Source organism: Pseudothioclava arenosa, from assembly GCF_002358085.1.
Taxonomy (GTDB): Bacteria; Pseudomonadota; Alphaproteobacteria; order Rhodobacterales; family Rhodobacteraceae; genus Pseudothioclava; species Pseudothioclava arenosa.
Map to the genome: position 1 here is coordinate 149210 of NZ_NTJD01000004.1, position 17311 is coordinate 166520.

General features: G+C 65.5%; 16 protein-coding genes. 12 read left to right on the forward strand and 4 right to left on the reverse strand.

All coding sequences use genetic code 11. The annotated features are described in order from the left end of the window. The first annotated feature begins 33 nt into the window (after window positions 1–33). From CLN94_RS06925 to hflX, 6 genes are all read left to right on the forward strand, one after another. A complete protein-coding gene (locus tag CLN94_RS06925) occupies window positions 34–2310 on the forward strand; it encodes a sensor histidine kinase NtrY-like (RefSeq protein WP_096432824.1) in 2277 nt (758 codons plus the stop codon). Next, window positions 2307–3719 carry a nitrogen assimilation response regulator NtrX gene (ntrX, locus tag CLN94_RS06930; RefSeq protein ID WP_096432531.1) on the forward strand — a complete coding sequence of 471 codons (1413 nt, stop codon included), beginning with the start codon at window positions 2307–2309 and terminating at the stop codon, window positions 3717–3719. The genes CLN94_RS06925 and ntrX overlap by 4 nt, the downstream gene beginning before the upstream one ends. A gap of 55 nt (window positions 3720–3774) precedes the next feature. After that, complete coding sequence (gene trkA, locus CLN94_RS06935; protein ID WP_096432533.1) at window positions 3775–5151, forward strand: Trk system potassium transporter TrkA; 1377 nt, start codon at window positions 3775–3777, stop codon at window positions 5149–5151. A 7-nt stretch (window positions 5152–5158) separates the two neighbouring features. After that, window positions 5159–6676 carry a potassium transporter TrkG gene (locus tag CLN94_RS06940; protein WP_096432535.1) on the forward strand — a complete coding sequence of 506 codons (1518 nt, stop codon included), beginning with the start codon at window positions 5159–5161 and terminating at the stop codon, window positions 6674–6676. Window positions 6677–6800: 124 nt separating this feature from the next. After that, window positions 6801–7034, forward strand: coding sequence for an RNA chaperone Hfq (hfq, locus tag CLN94_RS06945; protein ID WP_096432537.1), 234 nt, complete (start codon window positions 6801–6803; stop codon window positions 7032–7034). Next, complete coding sequence (gene hflX / locus CLN94_RS06950; protein WP_483880053.1) at window positions 7031–8314, forward strand: GTPase HflX; 1284 nt, start codon at window positions 7031–7033, stop codon at window positions 8312–8314. The genes hfq and hflX overlap by 4 nt, the downstream gene beginning before the upstream one ends. Before the next feature lie 57 nt (window positions 8315–8371). Here the strand turns inward: hflX and CLN94_RS06955 are convergent, their stop codons facing one another. Further along, window positions 8372–10843 carry a penicillin acylase family protein gene (locus CLN94_RS06955; RefSeq protein WP_096432541.1) on the reverse strand — a complete coding sequence of 824 codons (2472 nt, stop codon included), beginning with the start codon at window positions 10841–10843 and terminating at the stop codon, window positions 8372–8374. A 118-nt stretch (window positions 10844–10961) separates the two neighbouring features. Between CLN94_RS06955 and CLN94_RS06960 the strand changes: the two genes are divergently transcribed. Beyond that, window positions 10962–11834, forward strand: a complete 873-nt coding sequence (locus tag CLN94_RS06960; protein WP_096432543.1) for an NAD(P)-dependent oxidoreductase — start codon at window positions 10962–10964, stop codon at window positions 11832–11834. A gap of 100 nt (window positions 11835–11934) precedes the next feature. On the opposite strand, the gene ssb is transcribed toward CLN94_RS06960, so the two are convergent. Beyond that, on the reverse strand, window positions 11935–12444 hold the full coding sequence (gene ssb / locus CLN94_RS06965; protein WP_096432545.1) for a single-stranded DNA-binding protein: 510 nt from the start codon (window positions 12442–12444) through the stop codon (window positions 11935–11937). A 230-nt stretch (window positions 12445–12674) separates the two neighbouring features. Between ssb and CLN94_RS13970 the strand changes: the two genes are divergently transcribed. The 4 genes from CLN94_RS13970 to CLN94_RS06985 all read left to right on the forward strand — a co-directional run bounded on the left by CLN94_RS13970 (window position 12675) and on the right by CLN94_RS06985 (window position 14823). After that, window positions 12675–12926 carry a PepSY domain-containing protein gene (locus tag CLN94_RS13970; protein WP_179300258.1) on the forward strand — a complete coding sequence of 84 codons (252 nt, stop codon included), beginning with the start codon at window positions 12675–12677 and terminating at the stop codon, window positions 12924–12926. 65 nt (window positions 12927–12991) lie between these two features. Then, window positions 12992–13567 carry a cytochrome b/b6 domain-containing protein gene (locus tag CLN94_RS06975; RefSeq protein ID WP_096432549.1) on the forward strand — a complete coding sequence of 192 codons (576 nt, stop codon included), beginning with the start codon at window positions 12992–12994 and terminating at the stop codon, window positions 13565–13567. Between the two features lie 15 nt (window positions 13568–13582). Continuing rightward, window positions 13583–14089 (forward strand): helix-turn-helix transcriptional regulator, encoded by a 507-nt coding sequence (locus tag CLN94_RS06980; protein WP_096432551.1) that lies wholly within the window; start codon window positions 13583–13585, stop codon window positions 14087–14089. A 113-nt stretch (window positions 14090–14202) separates the two neighbouring features. Then, complete coding sequence (locus CLN94_RS06985) at window positions 14203–14823, forward strand: lytic transglycosylase domain-containing protein (protein WP_096432553.1); 621 nt, start codon at window positions 14203–14205, stop codon at window positions 14821–14823. 98 nt (window positions 14824–14921) lie between these two features. On the opposite strand, the gene CLN94_RS06990 is transcribed toward CLN94_RS06985, so the two are convergent. Together CLN94_RS06990 and hemB are read right to left on the reverse strand one after the other, a co-directional pair. Further along, the gene (locus CLN94_RS06990) at window positions 14922–15479 is read right to left on the reverse strand and encodes a lipid-binding SYLF domain-containing protein (RefSeq protein WP_096432555.1); all 558 of its coding nucleotides are present in this window, start codon (window positions 15477–15479) and stop codon (window positions 14922–14924) included. Window positions 15480–15608: 129 nt separating this feature from the next. Then, the gene (hemB, locus tag CLN94_RS06995; protein ID WP_096432557.1) at window positions 15609–16607 is read right to left on the reverse strand and encodes a porphobilinogen synthase; all 999 of its coding nucleotides are present in this window, start codon (window positions 16605–16607) and stop codon (window positions 15609–15611) included. Window positions 16608–16759: 152 nt separating this feature from the next. Here hemB and CLN94_RS07000 point away from each other — a divergent pair, with 152 nt between their 5' ends. Then, the gene (locus tag CLN94_RS07000; protein ID WP_096432826.1) at window positions 16760–17290 is read left to right on the forward strand and encodes a component of SufBCD complex; all 531 of its coding nucleotides are present in this window, start codon (window positions 16760–16762) and stop codon (window positions 17288–17290) included. Window positions 17291–17311: the final 21 nt, after the last annotated feature.

Genomic DNA, 17311 nt, shown 5'->3' on the forward strand with positions numbered 1-17311 from the left:
GCCGGAAGCGCCCTTGTGTTGTGGGGGATTTTCGTGCTCACGCGGCCGAGAAGGTCAACTTGGGAGCAGCTGGTTCGGCTGCGCCGTCAGCGAAGGGTTCAGAACCTTGTCACGCTGGGGCTGGTCGTGCTCGGGCCGCTCCTGGCGGTGGCGACCTTTGTCGTCATGGGGCCACTCAAGCTGGGCGCGGATTCGACGCTCCTGCGGCTGATCCTGCTGGCCGATTTCATCTATTTCCTGCTGCTCGCGGGCCTGATCCTGATGCGGCTGGCGCAGATCATCGCGGCACGGCGCGCGCGGTCAGCCGGCTCGCGTCTGACCCTGCGTCTGACCGGCGTGTTTGCGGGGATCGCGCTGATCCCGACGATCCTTGTCGCGATCTTTGCCGGCCTCACGGTGAACATCGGCCTTGAGGGCTGGTTCTCGGACCGGGTCCGCGAGGTGGTGGGCTCGTCGCTTGCCGCCGCCGAGGCCTATCAGGAAGAGCATCGCAGCGACCTGTCCGAAGACACCGAGGCGCTTGCGGCTTTTCTCAACCTGCGTCGGCAGGCGGCCAATTTCATGGATGACGGCGAGCTGCGCGAGATGCTGGTGCTGGGCCAGTCGAGCGTGCAGCGGGGTTTGAAAGAGGCCTATGTCATCGACGGTCTGGGGCAGATCGTGGCGCGTGGCGATCGCTCTTATCTCTTTGATTTTGAACAGCCCGAGAGCAGCGAACTGGTGCGCGCGCTGCAAGGCGACATCGTTCTCGTCGAAGATTGGGACAACTCGGAATTCCGCGCGATCAAGCATCTCGACGCCTTCGTCGACCGCTATCTTTACGTGTCGCGCACGGTCGATGGGCAGCTGTTGTCGCTTTTGGATGACACGCGCGAAACGGTGGGGCTTTACCAGCAGCTTGAGGCCACGCGCGGGCGGGTGCTGTTTGAATTCGGCTTGGTCTATATCGGTTTTGCGCTGATCCTGATCCTCGCGGCAGTCTGGCTGGGTCTGTGGTTCGCCGAGCGTCTGTCGCGCCCGATCGGGCGGCTGGCGCAGGCGGCGGAGCGGGTCGGCGCGGGCGATCTTGATGCGCGGGTGATCGAGGCCGAGGGCGACGATGAGATCGCCACGCTCGGCGCCTCGTTCAACCGCATGACGCGCGAGCTGAAGCGTCAGCGCGAAGAGCTGGTCGCCTCGCACGAACTGACCGAAGAGCAGCGGCGGATGTTCGACTCGGTGCTCACCTCGGTGACCTCGGGGGTGATCGGGCTGGATGCCGAGGGCACGATCGAGTTCCTGAACCGCTCGGCGACCCGGCTGCTGGAGCTCGACGAGGGGCGCGATCATGGCTGTGCGCTGGCGGGCACGGTGCCGGAATTCGCCGGGCTTTTCCAGCGGTTGCGTGATGGCATCAGCGAGGTCGTGCAAGAGGAAATCCGGGTCTCGCGCAGCGGGCGGCTGGAAAGCCTGCTGGTGCGGATGGCCCTGCGGCGCAACGAGATGGGCGCACCCGAAGGCTACGTGGTCGCCTTTGACGACGTGACCGAGCTGGTCTCGGCGCAGCGCATGGCGGCCTGGGGCGACGTGGCGCGGCGCATTGCGCATGAAATCAAGAACCCGCTGACGCCGATCCAGCTGTCGGCGGAGCGCATCAAGCGCAAATTCCAGCGTGTCGAGGGCGTCGATCACGAGGCGCTCGATCAATATACCGGCGTCATCATCCGCCAGACCAACGACCTGCGCCGGATCATCGACGAGTTCTCGCGTTTCGCCCGCATGCCCGAGCCCGACCGGCGCGATCACGATCTTGCGCGGCTGATGCGCGACGCGGTTCTGTTGCAAGAAGGCGCGCTGCATGGCGCGAAGCTCGTGGCGGACCTGCCCGAAGACGAGGTGATCGTCGAGCTCGATGCGACGATGATTTCCCAGGCGGTCACGAACCTCATCAAGAACGCGGGCGAAGCGATTGAAAGCCTGGAGGAAAAGGGCGCGCCCGAGGGCTGGGCGCCGGAGGTGCGCGTGGCGATGAGCGTCGCGCCCGAGCAGGTGCTGATCCGGATCGCGGACAATGGCATCGGCCTGCCGCCCGATCGCGCACGCCTGTTCGAGCCCTATGTCACGACGCGCGCAAAGGGCACGGGGCTTGGCCTGCCGATCGTGAAGAAGATCATCGAAGAACATGGCGGGACGCTGGTGCTGACCGACGCGCCCGCCTTTGCCGACGGGGCGCATTCGGGCGCCCTCGCCGAAATCCGGTTGCCGCGCGCCCGCACGGGCACGCGCGCGATCACCGAAAGAGCGAGCGACCTCGCAGCGGGGATGAAATGAGTGACATTCTGATTGTGGACGACGAAAAAGACATCCGCGAACTGATCGCGGATATTCTGGGGGACGAAGGCTATCAGACGCGGATGGCGGGCCATTCCGACGAGTGCATGGATCAGCTCAACACCGCCGAGCCTTCGCTGATGATCCTCGACATCTGGCTGAAGGACAGCCGGATGGACGGGATCGACATCCTCAAGCACGTCAAGCGCAACAACCCCGATGTGCCGGTGATCATCATCTCGGGGCATGGCAATATCGAGATCGCCGTCGCCGCGATCAAGCAGGGCGCCTATGACTTCATCGAGAAGCCCTTCAACATCGACCAGCTTCTGGTGGTGGTCTCGCGGGCGATGGAGACGGCGCGGCTGCGGCGCGAAAACTCGTCGCTGCGTCGGCAGGGCGGCGAGTTGGGCGAGATGATCGGCCAGTCGCTGGGTTTCAAGAAGCTGCGCGACCAGCTCGACAAGGTGACGAAATCGAACGGTCGGGTGATGCTGACCGGCGAGCCGGGCTCGGGCAAGGAGGCGGCGGCGCGCTTCATCCATGCCAATTCGAACCGCGCCAGCGCGCCTTTCGTCACTGTGAATTCTGCCTCGATCGAGCCCGAACGCATGGAAGAGGTGCTGTTTGGCCGCGAAACGGCTGAGCGCGGCGTGGAAAAGGGGCTGCTGGAGCAGGCCCATGGCGGGGTGATCTATTTCGACGAAGTGGCCGACATGCCGCTGGGCACGCAATCCAAGATCCTGCGCGTGCTGACCGAGCAGCAATTCACCCGCGTCGGCGGCGCCGACAAGGTGCGGGTCGACCTGCGGGTGATTTCCTCGACCACGCGCGACCTGCGCACGCAGATCGCCTCGGGCGAATTCCGGCAGGAACTGTACGACCGGCTCAACGTCGTGCCGATCCCGGTGCCCGCGCTGGCCGAGCGGCGCGAGGATGTGCCGCTTCTGGCGCGCCATTTCATCGAAGGGTTCAACCGCGCCCAGGGCCTGCCGCTGCGCGATATCTCGGAAGAGGCGGCGGCGGCGATGCAGACGATGGACTGGCCGGGCAACATCCGCCAGCTGCGCAACGTGATCGAGCGCGTGCTGATCCTCGGCGAGGGCACGGGCCCGATTGAGGCGCGCGAATTGCCGCGCGAGAATGAGGCCGAAAGCGACGAGGGGCGGCTTTCGCTCAGCGGGCAGCTCGCGACTTTGCCGCTGCGCGAGGCGCGCGAACTCTTCGAGCGCGAATACCTGCTGACCCAGATCAACCGCTTTGGCGGCAATATCTCGCGCACCGCGGCCTTCGTCGGGATGGAGCGCTCGGCGCTGCATCGCAAGCTGAAATCGCTGGGCGTGGTAACCAGCCAGAAGGCGGGTGCGCGGGTCGCGCATCTGGAAGACGACGAAGAGGCTGACGATTGACCCTGTCGCCGCCGCGGCATAGAGATCAGGGCAAGCCGAGCGTGGAGGGCATCCGATGAAGGTCATCATCTGCGGGGCAGGGCAGGTCGGTTGGCAGATCGCGCGCCATCTGGCCAGCGAACGCAATGACGTGACGATCGTCGACAGCAATCCAGAACTGGTGCGCCGCGCCGCGGATACGCTTGACGTTCAGGGGATCGTGGGCTTTGCCTCGCATCCAGACGTGCTCGAACGCGCCGGCGCGCGCGATTGCGACCTGATCATCGCCGCGACCTATTCGGATGAGGTGAACATGGTCACCTGTCAGGTCGCGCATTCGGTCTTCGGGATCACCCGCAAGATCGCGCGGGTGCGCTCGCAATCCTATCTGGCGGCGCAATATTCCGACCTTTACCGGCGCGAGCACCTGCCGATCGACGTCATCATCTCGCCCGAGCGCGAGGTGGCCGATGCTGCGCTACAGCGCCTTGCGGCGCCCGCGACGTTCGATACCGAAAGCTTCCTCGGCGGCGAGGCGCAGCTTCTGGGGATCGTTCTGGACGAAGATTGCCCGGTGCTGAACACGCCGCTCAATCAGCTGACCGACCTGTTCTCGACGCTGCGCGCGCGGGTGGTGGGCGTGCGTCGCGAGGGGCGTCTGTTCGCGCCCGAGCCCGCCGACCAGCTTTTCGAAAATGATCAGGTCTATTGCTTTGCCCATGCCGAGGACGTGGACCGGACGCTGGAAATCTTTGGCAAGGCGACCTTCAAGCAGGAGCGCGTCGTCATCATCGGTGGCGGCAATGTCGGGCTGGCGGTGGCGCGCGCGCTCGAGGCGCGCACCAGCCGCGTGCGCGCCAAGGTGATCGAAAAGAACCGCCAGATGGCCGAACGTGCCGCCGATGCGTTGGAACGCACGATCGTTCTGAATGGCGACGGGCTTTCGTCGGAGCTGTTGGAGGAAGCCAATATCGACCGTGCCGACGCGGTGCTGGTTGTGACCGACGACGACAAGACCAACATCCTCGCCGCGGTGCGCGCCAAGCAGGCGGGCTGCAAGCTGGCGATCAGCCTGGTGAACGACCCGACGCTGGTGCCCCTGATGGGGCCGCTGGACATCGACGCCTATATCAACCCGCGCGCGACCACCGTGTCGTCGATCCTGCGCCACATCCGGCATGGCCGGGTGCGCGGCGTCTATTCGATCGGCGATGCCGAGGCCGAGATCATCGAGGCTCAGGTCATGGGCACCTCGCCGATCACCGGCAAGCCGGTGCGCGACGTGCCCTTCCCCGAGGGCGTTCTGGTCGGCGCGCTGAAAAAGGGCGACAAGGTCGTCACGCCGCGCGGCGACACCCGGATCGACGAGGGCGATATCATCGTGCTCTTCGCGCTCTCGGCCGACATCCCCGAGGTGGAGCGCCTGTTGCAGGTCTCCATCGACTTCTTCTGAGGCGCAGATGCTTGCGCTGCTGCATAGGCTGCCGATTTTCGTGATCCTGATGGGGATCGGCGCGCTGGCGATGTATCTGCCGGCGGCCCATGCTCTGGCGGTGCGCGAGCATGACGTCGCGCGACCATTTTTCTACACCGGCACGCTGTTCCTGTTCGTCTCGGCGCTGATCGGGCTGGCGACGGCGGCGAACGCGCCCGGCCATGTCGCGCGCAACCAGTTGCTGACGCTCCTGGGGGCGTTCACGCTTCTGCCGCTGATGCTGGCGATCCCTTTCAACGAGGCGGTGCCCGACACCGGGCTGTTCAACAGCTGGTGGGAGATGGTCTCGGCGCTCACCACCACGGGCGGCACGCTGTATGCGCCCGAGCGGCTGGAGCCCTCGCTGCATCTTTGGCGCGCGACGGTGGGCTGGCTTGGCGGTTTCCTGATGCTGGTGATGGCGATCGCGGTTCTGGCGCCGCTGCGGCTTGGCGGCTTCGAGGTGTTTGCAGGCACCGAGATCGGCTCGAGCTCGTTTTTCTCTGCCGCGCGGCGCGATGGCGTGGCCGATACCTCGGTGCGGCTGGGCCATTACGTGCTGCGGCTTTTGCCCGTCTACACCGGGCTGACGCTGGTGCTCTGGATACTTTTGCTGATTGCGGGCGATCCCTCGCTGGTGGCGCTGTGCCACGCGATGTCGGTGCTGGCGACCTCGGGGATTTCGCCGATCGGGGGCGTTGATGCCGCGCCCTCGGGCTTCGCTGGCGAGGCATTCCTGCTGGTGTTCTTTCTTCCGGCCCTGTCGCGGCGGTTCTGGCCGGGCGGGGGCGAGCTGCGGGCGTCGGACAAGCTTTGGAACGACCCGGAGCTGGTGCTGGCCGCAACCCTCGTGCTCAGCGTGAGCCTGCTTCTGGTGCTGCGCCACTGGATCGCGACGCTCGAGGTCTCGGGCGCGCAGCCCGCCGCCGCCTTCAGCGCGTTCTGGGGCGCGCTGTTCACCGCGCTCTCGTTCCTGACCACAACGGGCTTCGATTCCAGCGCCTGGGGCGAGGCGCGGCAATGGTCGGGGCTTCCGACCTCGGGGTTGGTGCTGGCGGGGCTCGCCATCGTCGGCGGTGGGGTTGCGACCACCACCGGCGGCGTGCGCCTGCTGCGGGTCTACGCGCTTTTGCGTCACGGCGAGCGCGAATTGCAAAAGATGATCTACCCGCGCTCGGTGCTCGGCGGCGGCGCCGTGGAGCGCCACCTGCGCCGTGAGGGAGCCTATATCGCCTGGGTGTTCTTCATGCTCTTCGCGCTGGCGATCGCGGTGGTGATGGGGGCGCTGTCGCTGGCGGGGCTCGATTTCGAACCGGCCACGATCCTGACCATCGCCGCATTGTCGAACACCGGGCCGCTCGCGGACCTCGCCGCCTCGGTGCCGCTCAGCTGGGCCGAACTGGACACCAGCACCAAGTTCATCTTGGCGATGACGATGGTGCTGGGCCGGCTCGAGACGCTGGCCATCGTCGCGCTCTTCAACCCCGAATTCTGGCGCAGCTGAACGCGCGCCGGAGCCAAAGCCCTAACAGGCTGAATTTGGGGCTGGAATCTCGGTATGAAATCTTCATACTGAGTTAAGGGCGGATTTCCGCCCGAAACGCGCGACAAAAATAAAGGCAAGAGCAATGGCTGCCGATAAACAAAACTTGCAGGACGCATTTCTTAATCATGTGCGCAAGGCGAAGGTTCCGGTCACGATCTTTCTGATCAACGGGGTCAAGCTTCAGGGCGTGATTACCTGGTTTGATAATTTCTGTGTGCTGCTGCGCCGCGACGGGCAGAGCCAGCTGGTGTACAAACACGCGATCTCGACGATCATGCCGGGTCAGCCGATCTCTCTGTACGAGGGCGACGACTGAGCGAGCCGGTTTCCTCTCGCGAGCGGCCCACGCGGGCCTGGGTGCTCCACCCCGCCATGAAGGCGGTGGCGTCTCGACGCTTGCCCGAACACGGGCTGGCCGAGGCCGTGTCGCTGGCCGCGGCCCTGCCGGATCTGGACGTGGTCGGTTCCGAGGTCGTTTCGCTCCCCAAACCCCATGCCGGGCATCTTTTCGGCACCGGCAAGCTGGCCGAGTTGAAGGAACGCCTCAAGGCCGCCGAGGTCGACCTTGTGCTGGTCGACGGGCCGGTCAGCCCGGTGCAGCAACGCAACATGGAAAAGGAATGGGGCGTCAAGCTTCTGGACCGGACCGGGCTGATCCTTGAAATCTTCGCCGATCGCGCCCGCACGCGCGAAGGCGTGCTGCAGGTGGAACTCGCGGCGCTCAGCTACCAACGCACCCGCCTCGTGCGCGCCTGGACCCACCTCGAACGCCAGCGCGGCGGGCTTGGCTTCGTCGGCGGCCCCGGCGAGACCCAGATCGAGGCCGACCGCCGCGCCATCGACGAGCAAGTCATCCGCATCCGCCGCCAGCTTGCCAAGGTGGTGAAAACCCGCGAATTGCACCGCGCCGCGCGCCGCAAGGTGCCGTTCCCAATTGTTGCGCTCGTGGGCTATACGAACGCCGGAAAATCTACGCTTTTCAACCGCATGACCGGCGCCGAGGTGATGGCGAAGGACATGCTTTTCGCCACGCTCGACCCGACTATGCGCGGCGTCACGCTGCCCTCGGGGCGCAAGGTGATCCTCTCGGACACGGTGGGCTTCATCTCGGATCTGCCGCATGAGCTGGTCGCCGCCTTCCGCGCCACGCTCGAAGAGGTGCTGGAGGCGGATCTGATCCTGCATGTCCGCGACATCGCCCATCCCGAGACCGAGGAACAGGCCGAAGATGTCGGCGAAATCCTGGAATCGCTCGGCGTCGACGAGGATGTCGCGCTGATCGAGGTCTGGAACAAGATCGACGCGCTCTCACCCGAGCTGCGCGCTGCGCTTCTGGTGCAAGACGCGCGGCGCGGCGACATTCAGGCGGTGTCGGCACTGACCGGCGAGGGGCTCGACCCGCTCCTGGCCGCGATCGAAGAGCGCCTCGCCGAGGAACGGATCACCGAAACCCTGCATCTGCCCTTCGCCGCCGGCCGCCAACACGCCTGGCTCCACGAACAGAATGTCGTGCGCGAAGAAACCCAGGGCGAGACCGGCTGGGAGATTGAACTCAGCTGGACGGAAACCCAGCGCGCCCGCTTCCGCGCGCTTTGACGCCTCCGCCTTCTTCTTGGCAAAAATACGCGAAACCAAGGCCTTGCAAGGCGATGCTTAGTTTGCCTCCGCGGCTTTCGGTTGCAACCAGGTGATGCCCGCCGCCGCCGCGCGCGCCAGATCGGGGTCCAACGACATCGGAATATACTCGCCCCGGCGCCACAGCTCCGACAGATCGTCGTAATGGCGCGACAGCGGGTGGCCCGACTGGCCGGTCGCGGTAATGAAAACCGAGCTGTCTGGGTCGGCGAAATCGTACACCGCCCGGTAGCCCGCCGCATGGACATCGGCATAGGGGTTCGGGCCGTCGCCCGCCATCAGCCCGCGATTGAGCGTGAAATCCCCGCCCGAGGTCGATTGCCGGATATTCACGATCCAGTTCAGCACAGGCGTGCGCCCCAGCACCGCATGATCGTGATGCGCCTCATGCGCGTCGCCCCAGCGCCAGCTTTCGACATTCGGCCCATATTGCGCCTCGAGCCCCAACAGCGCCTCATCCAGCGCCATGCGCGCGATATCGGTGCAGGTCTCGATCGGGGCCGATTGCATCACATCACACCAGCGCGCGGCGCCTTCGGTGTTGCGATAGACGCGCTCGATGAACAAGGGCTCCAGATGGGTGAATTCCGAGGCCAGCGGCCCCAGCTCGTCGCGGATCAGGCGGCTTTGCAGCGCGTTCATCCAGGCAACGAAGATCAGGGGTTCGGGCAGATGCTCGTTCATGTCACCGTCCCAGGCCGCCAGCAGTTCAAGCGCGCGCTGGCGCTGACGCTCGCGCGTGCCCTCGGGGGCGGGCGAGCCGGTGAACCACAGATCCGCGCCGACCAGCGGCAACAGCCCGCGCGCGGCGGGGCTGACGGTATCAAGCTGCGCCGCGATGAAGCTTTCGCGCGTATGCACCTCGCGCTCGCCCATCAGCCGGGTCAGGCGCTGCACGCGCTGGCTGTCGCCCCAGTCATAGCTGAGGTGATAGGGGAAGGGGCGCTCGACCAGCTTGTTGTTGGTATTGATGACGATCCCGCCCTCGGGCTGCACGAAACGCGGCGCCTGAGCGGCGGGCAAAAGCCCCGTCCAGCGGTTTTCCGGCAGCCAGCCCTGCGCGGGCATCCGGCCCTGCGTCACATGGCGCAGATCGCGCGCGGGCATCGCGCCCAGCATCGCCAGCGCCACGCCGTCGCGATCGGCCAGCGTCAGGTTCTGCGCCGGGGCGACAAAGCCGCGCGTGCCTTCCAGTGCGGCCGCGATCGAGGGCGCATGCATCAGCGCCATCGCCGCGCTCATCGACGGGTCGTCCGCGCTCAGCGCGGTCCAGCGGATCGCCGCAACATGGCCGGGCGGGGTGATTGAGGCCAGGTTGAAATGGCTGCCGGGCAGAACCGGGCCGTTTTCGCTCCAGCGCAGGGTCAGCGTGACGGGCTCGGCGTCTTTCACATTGATGATGACGCGGCGGGTGTCGAATTCGGCCCAGCCCTCGGGCGTGCGGTAGCGCGCGGTATTCTCGGGGTCGAGCTCTTCGATCAGCACGTCGAGATCGTCGAGATAGGCGTTGGTCACGCCCCAGCCCAGCGCGTCCGAGCGCCCCGACAGGATCAGCGGCATCCCCGGAATCGTGCCGCCAATGACGCCGCCCGAGGCCAGTTCGAGCCGCGCCAGATACCACAGCGTCGGCGCCGAGAGCGGCAGATGCGGGTCATTGGCCAGAAGCGAACCGCCCGCCGCCGAACGCGCAGGCGCGGCGGCAAAGGCGTTCGAGGCGCCCGCCAGCGCGCGCGGCGGCACCGGGTAAAGCGGCGGGCGCAGCGCGGCCGTGTCTTGCGGCGCGCGCGGCGTCGACGGGAACAGCGCGGCGTAATCGGGCAGGGTGGCGACACCCGTTCCGGGCATCTCGGGCAGGATGTCACGCGCGAAATCCTGGCCCAACATCGAGACGCGGGCGCGCAGCACCTCGGTCTCGGTCTGGGTGGAAAGCTGCAAGGCCATCAGTTTCAGGATCGCCAGCGAATCCGCCGGCGTCCAATAGGAGATCTCGCTGGAGAACATCCAGAACTCCGGGGCGCCACGGCCGCGCGCGCCGTCGTTAACCAGTTCGATCCATTGGTTAACGCCGCGCGCATAGGCCTCGAGCGCGGCCATGGTGCGCGCGTCCTGCGCACTGAGCGAGGCCACCGCCGCACCGTAAAGATCGAGGCGCCGCATCAGTTCGTCGGTCCGCAGCGTCTCGGGTCCGAACATCTCCGAGAGCCGCCCCTGCACCGTGCGCCGCATCAGCATCATCTGCCAGAGCCGGTCCTGCGCATGCACGAGGCCAAGACCATAGAACACGTCCTCGTCGCTCTGGCCAAAGATATGGGGCACATCCTCGGTCGAGCGCACGATCTCGACCGGCGCGGAGATGCCGCTGACTTCGTGGGTTTCATCGTAATCGGGCAGCGACCGGGCGGCGAAATAATAGGCGCCAAGCCCCAATCCGACACTCGCGAAAATCGCCAGAGAGACCAGTCGAACCAGCCATTGGAAGAAGGTGATCATCGCGCCCCTGTCGATCTGTCGCGCCCTGCCATCGGTTGACGGGCCCCTGCCGTTGGTTACTAAGTCAGGGCAGAAGGATTTTCAACGCGCCAGCGCGCGCATGAGCGGAGGAAGACAGATGGCGAAAGTGGCGTTTCTGGGGCTGGGCGTGATGGGCTATCCGATGGCGGGGCATCTGGCGGCGAAAGGCCATGAGCTGCGCGTCTATAACCGCTCGACCGCGAAGGCCGAGGCCTGGGTCGCGCAGCATGGCGGCTCGCTTGGGCGTACGCCCGCCGAGGCCGCCCATGGCGCCGAGTTCGTGATGACCTGCGTCGGCAATGACGGCGATCTGCGCGCGGTCTGCGCGGGGCCGGACGGCGCCTTTGACGGCATGTCCGAGGGGGCAATCCTTGTCGATCACACCACGGTGTCGGCGCAGGTCACGCGCGAGCTTTACGGCATCGCGAAAGAACGCGGCTTTGGTTTTGTTGACGCGCCGATTTCGGGCGGGCAGGCGGGGGCCGAGAACGGGGTCCTGTCGGTGATGTGCGGGGGCGATCAGGCAGATTATGACGCGGCCGAACCGGTGATCGCGGCCTATGCCAAGATCTGCCGTCGTCTGGGCCAGAGCGGCGCCGGGCAGCTGACCAAGATGTGCAACCAGATCGCGATTGCCGGGCTGGTGCAGGGGCTGTCAGAGAGCCTGCATTTCGCGGAAAAAGCGGGGCTCTCGATCTCGGATGTGGTCGAAGTCATCAGCCAGGGCGCGGCGGGCAGCTGGCAGATGGCCAATCGCTACAAGACGATGGAAGAGGACCGTTTCGATTTTGGTTTCGCGGTGGATTGGATGCGCAAGGATCTGGATATCTGCCTGCGCACGGCGAACGAGAATGGCGCGAGCCTGCCGGTCACGGCGCTGGTCGACCAGTTCTACAAGGATGTGCAGAAGATGGGCGGCAACCGCTGGGATACCTCGTCGCTGATCGCGCGGCTGCGCAAGCTGGGCTGAGAAGGCAGGGGGCTCTGCCCCCTGACCCCCGACGTATTGATGCCAGGAAGAAACGAAAAGGGGGCCGCGCGGGCCCCCTTGGTCGTTGTGTCGGGTCGGATCAGAACGGGATTTCGTCGTCGAAATCCGAGCGCCCGCCACCCGAGGGCTGGCCGCCGCCCTGATTGCCGCCGCCATAGCCCGGATCGTCGTAACCGACGCCATAGCCGCCGCCCGAGGATTGGCCGCCACCGTAGCCGCCGCCCTGGCCGCCGCCTTGCGGGCCGTCAAGCATCGTCAGCGTTCCGTCGAAGCCCTGCAGCACAACCTCAGTCGTGTAGCGATCTTGCCCCGACTGGTCCTGCCATTTCCGTGTCTGCAGCTTACCCTCAAGATAGACTTTGGAACCCTTGCGCAGATATTGCTCCGCAACCTTTATCAGCCCCTCCGAAAAGATCGCCACCGAATGCCATTCGGTGCGTTCCTTGCGCTCGCCGGTGTTGCGATCGCGCCAGCTTTCCGAGGTGGCAATGCGCAGGTTGCAGACCTTACCGCCGTTCGAGAAGGAGCGCACCTCGGGGTCGCGCCCGAGATTGCCGACCAGAATGACCTTGTTGACGCTGCCTGCCATGAATTCCTCCGCCCTGCGTGCCAGCCGGGTCGATGCCCGGCGATTCTGAATACCGTGGGCACGGGTATAGACCAAGCGGCCCGGCCCTGAAAGCGCCACGCGGGGGCTCAACCTTAGGTTTGGGATCGTGGTTTTCAGCCTCCGAGACGATAGCGCGGCACGGCTGGCGGCGCGAAATTCACCCCAGAGGCCGCGGCGAGGTGCCGGGCCGAATTTCGGAGAGAGACGAAATGACGATTGTTCGCACGATTGCCGCCACTGCGCTTCTGATGGGCTTCGCCGGCATGGGCATGGCCTCGGAAAAGGTCGATCCGGCGACCAGCGCGGCCGTGACCGAGAAACTCACCGCCGAGGGCTATGATGTGCGCTCGGTGCAGATGGAAGACGGCATGATCGAGGTCTACGCGATCAAGGATGGCGCCAAGCTCGAGATCTACCTGAACGACGCCTACGAGATCGTTAAGGTCAAGAACGAGGATTGATCGGATCGCGGGGCGCGGGGCTGATCGGCCCGCGCCTTGCTCCCTCGCCAGGAAAGGAGCCTGTCATGACGCTACAAGATCACATCGGCGCGCAGCACGCCGCGACGCCCGGGCGTCACTATGTCTGGGACCCGCTGGTCCGGCTGTTCCACTGGTCGCTGGTCGGGGCCTTCGCGTTCGAGGCGGTGCTGTCGGACCCGGAAAGCAAGTTGCATCAGAACGTGGGGTTTGTCGTGCTGGGGCTGGTTCTGGCGCGCGTTCTCTGGGGGCTGATCGGCACGCGCCACGCGCGGTTCAGCGATTTCCCGCCGTCGCCCGCTGCTGCGATCGGCCAGCTTGAGGACATGGCGCGTGGCCGCCGCCGCATCCATCTTGGCCACTCGCCGCTGGGTGCGCTGATGATTTACAACCTGTTGGCCACGCTGATCGCGATCGGTGTGACCGGTTACGCGATGACCACGCTGACGTTCTGGGGCGCGGAATGGCTCGAAGAGCTGCACGAGGGCCTCGTCGGCTGGGCCGAGATTTCGGTTGTCGCGCATATCGCCGCCGTGTTCGTGGAATCGCGCCGGTTGCGGATCAACCTTCCCCGCGCCATGGTCACCGGCTATAAGCAGATCGACCCGCAAGATCGCGTCTGAGAGGAAGATCCCCGCATGCCCATGACCAGCCGACGCCTCGAACTCGGCCTGCTCTTGCTGATCCTGGTGCAGGCCGCCTGCACCGGGTTTTTCATCGTTGACGTGATCGAGGATTTCTCGGCCTCGGGCAGCGAGGCGCTGCATCTGGGGCTGGAAACCATCGCCAACCTCGGGCTGATCGCGGGGATCGTCGTCGAAAGCCGCGTGCTCTGGGTGATGCTGCAACGCGAGGCGCGCAGCGCCGAAGCGCTCTCGGTGGCGCGCGGCGCGCTTTCCGAGGTGATCGAGCAGAAATTCCGCGCCTGGGGCCTGACGCCCGCCGAAGCCGATGTCGCGGGCTTCACCATCAAGGGCTTCTCGATCGCCGAGGTGGCCGAGCTTCGCGGCTCGTCCGAGGCCACGATCAAGACCCATCTGAACGCCGTCTATCGCAAGGCCGGGGTCAGCGGGCGCACGCAGCTTGTCTCGGTTTTTGTCGAAGACCTGCTGACCGCGGGCGACCTGACCGAACAGCGCGCCTGAGCGGCTTTTTGCGCAGGCCTGCGATGCGCTTGGGCTGCGGCATGAAATCGCGCTTTGTCCCGCGCGGGTTTTGCCTATAATGCCGCGCGTATCAACGGTTTGGATGTGTGAGAATGACGAGACGGGCAGGGTTTCTGCAAGGCGCGGCGAGCTTCGTGTTGATCGCGGCGCTGGCGGTGCCGGCTGCGGCCGAAGGGTTGCGGCTGAGCGGGTCGTCCAGCAAATCGAGCGCGGGCGCCGTTCTGGCGGGCAAGATGCGCGTGCTCGATACGCGTGCCGCCGGGCAATATGAGAACTCGACGCGCCTCCAGCCGGGCGGCGCGAAAGCCGCGCTGAGCACGGCCTCCTTGCCGAGCTACAAGGGCAATTATCGGGGCGCCTATCTTGGGGCCGCGAAAGAGGCGGCGGCGCGCCATGGTGTGCCGGCGGACCTGTTCCTGCGGCTTGTGCAGCAGGAAAGCGGCTGGAACCCGAAAGCGCGCTCGCACGCGGGCGCATTGGGGCTTGCGCAGCTGATGCCGGGCACGGCGGCGAAGCTCGGTGTGAACCCGCATGATCCGCATCAGAACCTTGATGGCGGGGCACGCTACCTGCGGATGATGTACAATCGCTTCGGCAGCTGGCGTCTGGCGCTTGCGGCCTATAACGCCGGGCCGGAAGCCGTTGCAAAATATAACGGAATCCCGCCTTACCGCGAAACGCGCAATTATGTGCGTGCGATTCTCGGTAGCTGACCGGACTTTTATCAATAACATCAAATGATTGTGGCGCGAATTTGATTCTTCGCGCCACTTCTGATTCTGCGTTAGGATTGGCTCTTATTATCCTGATATTATGGGATAATCCGCGTGTACTTCGTGCCGGCGAGCGTTGCACCCGCGATCAGCCCCGCCTGGCCATAGACCAGCGCGATCACAGGCGCGCGCGCGGTGGTGGTGTCGGCGCCGATTGCGCCGCCACGATCGGGCAGCGCGTAACGCGCATCCGCGCCCAGTTCCCAGCCATCCGCGCGGCGGAAATCGGCCAGCGCCTCGGGCGTCATGAAGAACAGTGCGTGGGCATATTGCTGCACGCCGATCTGGAAGCCGATCGAGGCCGAGGTTGCAGAGTAGTAATCGACGGTCACATTGTTAATCCGCAGCGCGCCGCGTCCGTAACCGCCGCCAAGGCCAAAGCCCGCTTCGGTCATCAGCGGCATGTAAAGGGCGCCGACCGACTTGCTTTCAAGCTCGCGCGTGCCGGGGTATTTCGTCTGCAGGAAATTGCGCGCCGCATCGACACGCGAGTCAAGCCGCTGTGCGCCATTCGTGCCAATGCCGTTGCCGCAGGCCGCAAGACCGATCCCGGCCCCGCCCAGCACGAGAAGATTGCGTCTGGTAAGATTGCTCATGGAACTGCTCCGCTCAGGTGGTCGGGCCTTATTTTGGCCCGTTCCCACAATCTATAGGGCAGGACAGGCGGTTTGTCACTTGTTCTTGCGGGCATGGCCGCAAAAAGCGCGAATTCCCGCCACCCGGTTTCAGCCCTGAATCAGCCGCGCCGCCGCCGGGGCGAAATAGGTCAGCACCCCGTCGCAGCCCGCCCGGCGGAAGGCCATCAGGCTTTCCAGCATCACCTTCTCATGGTCGAGCCAGCCGTTCTGCACCGCCGCCATCAGCATCGCGTATTCGCCCGAGACCTGATAGGCATAGGTCGGCATGCCGAACTCGGATTTCACGCGCTGGCAGATATCGAGATAGGGCATGCCGGGCTTGACCATCACCATGTCGGCGCCCTCCGCGATGTCGCGCGCGATCAGGCGCAGCGCTTCCTCGGTGTTGGCGGGGTTCATCTGATAGGTCTTCTTGTCGCCCTTGAGCGCGCCCGACGCGCCGACCGCATCGCGGAACGGGCCATAGAAGGCCGAGGCGTATTTCGCCGCATAAGAGAGGATCGTCACCTCCTTGTGCCCCGCCGCCTCGAGCGCGTCGCGCATCATCCCGATCCGCCCGTCCATCATGTCCGAGGGCCCCAGGATATCGGCCCCGGCCTCGGCCTGCGCGATCGCCATTTTCACAAGGCATTCAACGGTTTCGTCGTTGAGGATGATCCCTTCGCGGACCAGCCCGTCATGGCCGTTGGCATTATAGGGATCGAGCGCGATATCGGTCATGATCGCGACCTCGGGGACGCGCTCCTTGATCGCGCGGATCACCCGGTTGACGAAATTGTCGGGGTCCCAGGCCATCTCGCAGGTCTCGGTTTTCACGCCCGGATCGGTGTAGGGAAACAGGCAGATCGCCGGAATGCCAAGCTCGGCGGCCTCTTCGGCGGCGCGGATGGCGGCGTCGAAATCACGCCGCACCACGCCCGGCATCGAGGAAATCTCGACATTGGCGCCGGGCACGTCGGTGATGAAGATCGGCCAGATCAGGTCCTTGACGCTCAGGCGATGCTCTTGCGCGAGGTCGCGCAGCGCGGGCGTGCGGCGCATGCGGCGCAGGCGGGTGCGCGGGAAGGGCGGCAGGATCGGGGTCATCTTCGGTCTCCTTCTGGTCCCGCTTTCGGTGCCACGGATCGCCGCCCGCCGCAAGCATCGCCTATGCCGCAGGGCAGCGCGCCGCCCCAGACGGGCCTTGCAACAGCACGCCATTCCGGACAAAGCTGGTTCTATTGGGCAAAGAGGCGCGCGTGACCGTTTTCCAGACCATTTTCGACCTGATTGCCATTCGGTCCTTTTCGAACCTCTGGTATTGGATTGCGCTGGCGGTGACCTGGTCGACGGCCTCGCATTGGGTGCTGGGCGTGCCCTATGACATGGTGCTGCGCGCGCGGCGGCGCGGCGGCGTGGCCGGCGAGGATCTGCATGACATCACCCGCGTCAACGTGCGCCGCATCATGGGGATTTCGCGCGAGGCGGGGCTTGTGCTGGCGGGGCTGGTGCCCGCGATCCTGAGCTTTCTGGCCGTGACCGGGTTCCTTTACGACTCCGAGCTGGCGCAGGCGGTGTTCCTGCTGGCATGTCCGCTCTGCATTGTCTGGCTGGCCTCGCTGCGGCTGGCCAAGCGGCTGGAGCCGGGGCTGGAAACCGGGATGCCGGTTGAGCTGCTGATCCAGGTGCTGGCGCGTCATCGGCTGACGATCCAGTCGGTCGGGCTGGTGGCGATCGTGGTGACGGCGCTTTGGGGGATGTATCAGAACCTGCGCTATTCGGTGTTCTGACGCTTGACACCGCCGCCGCCT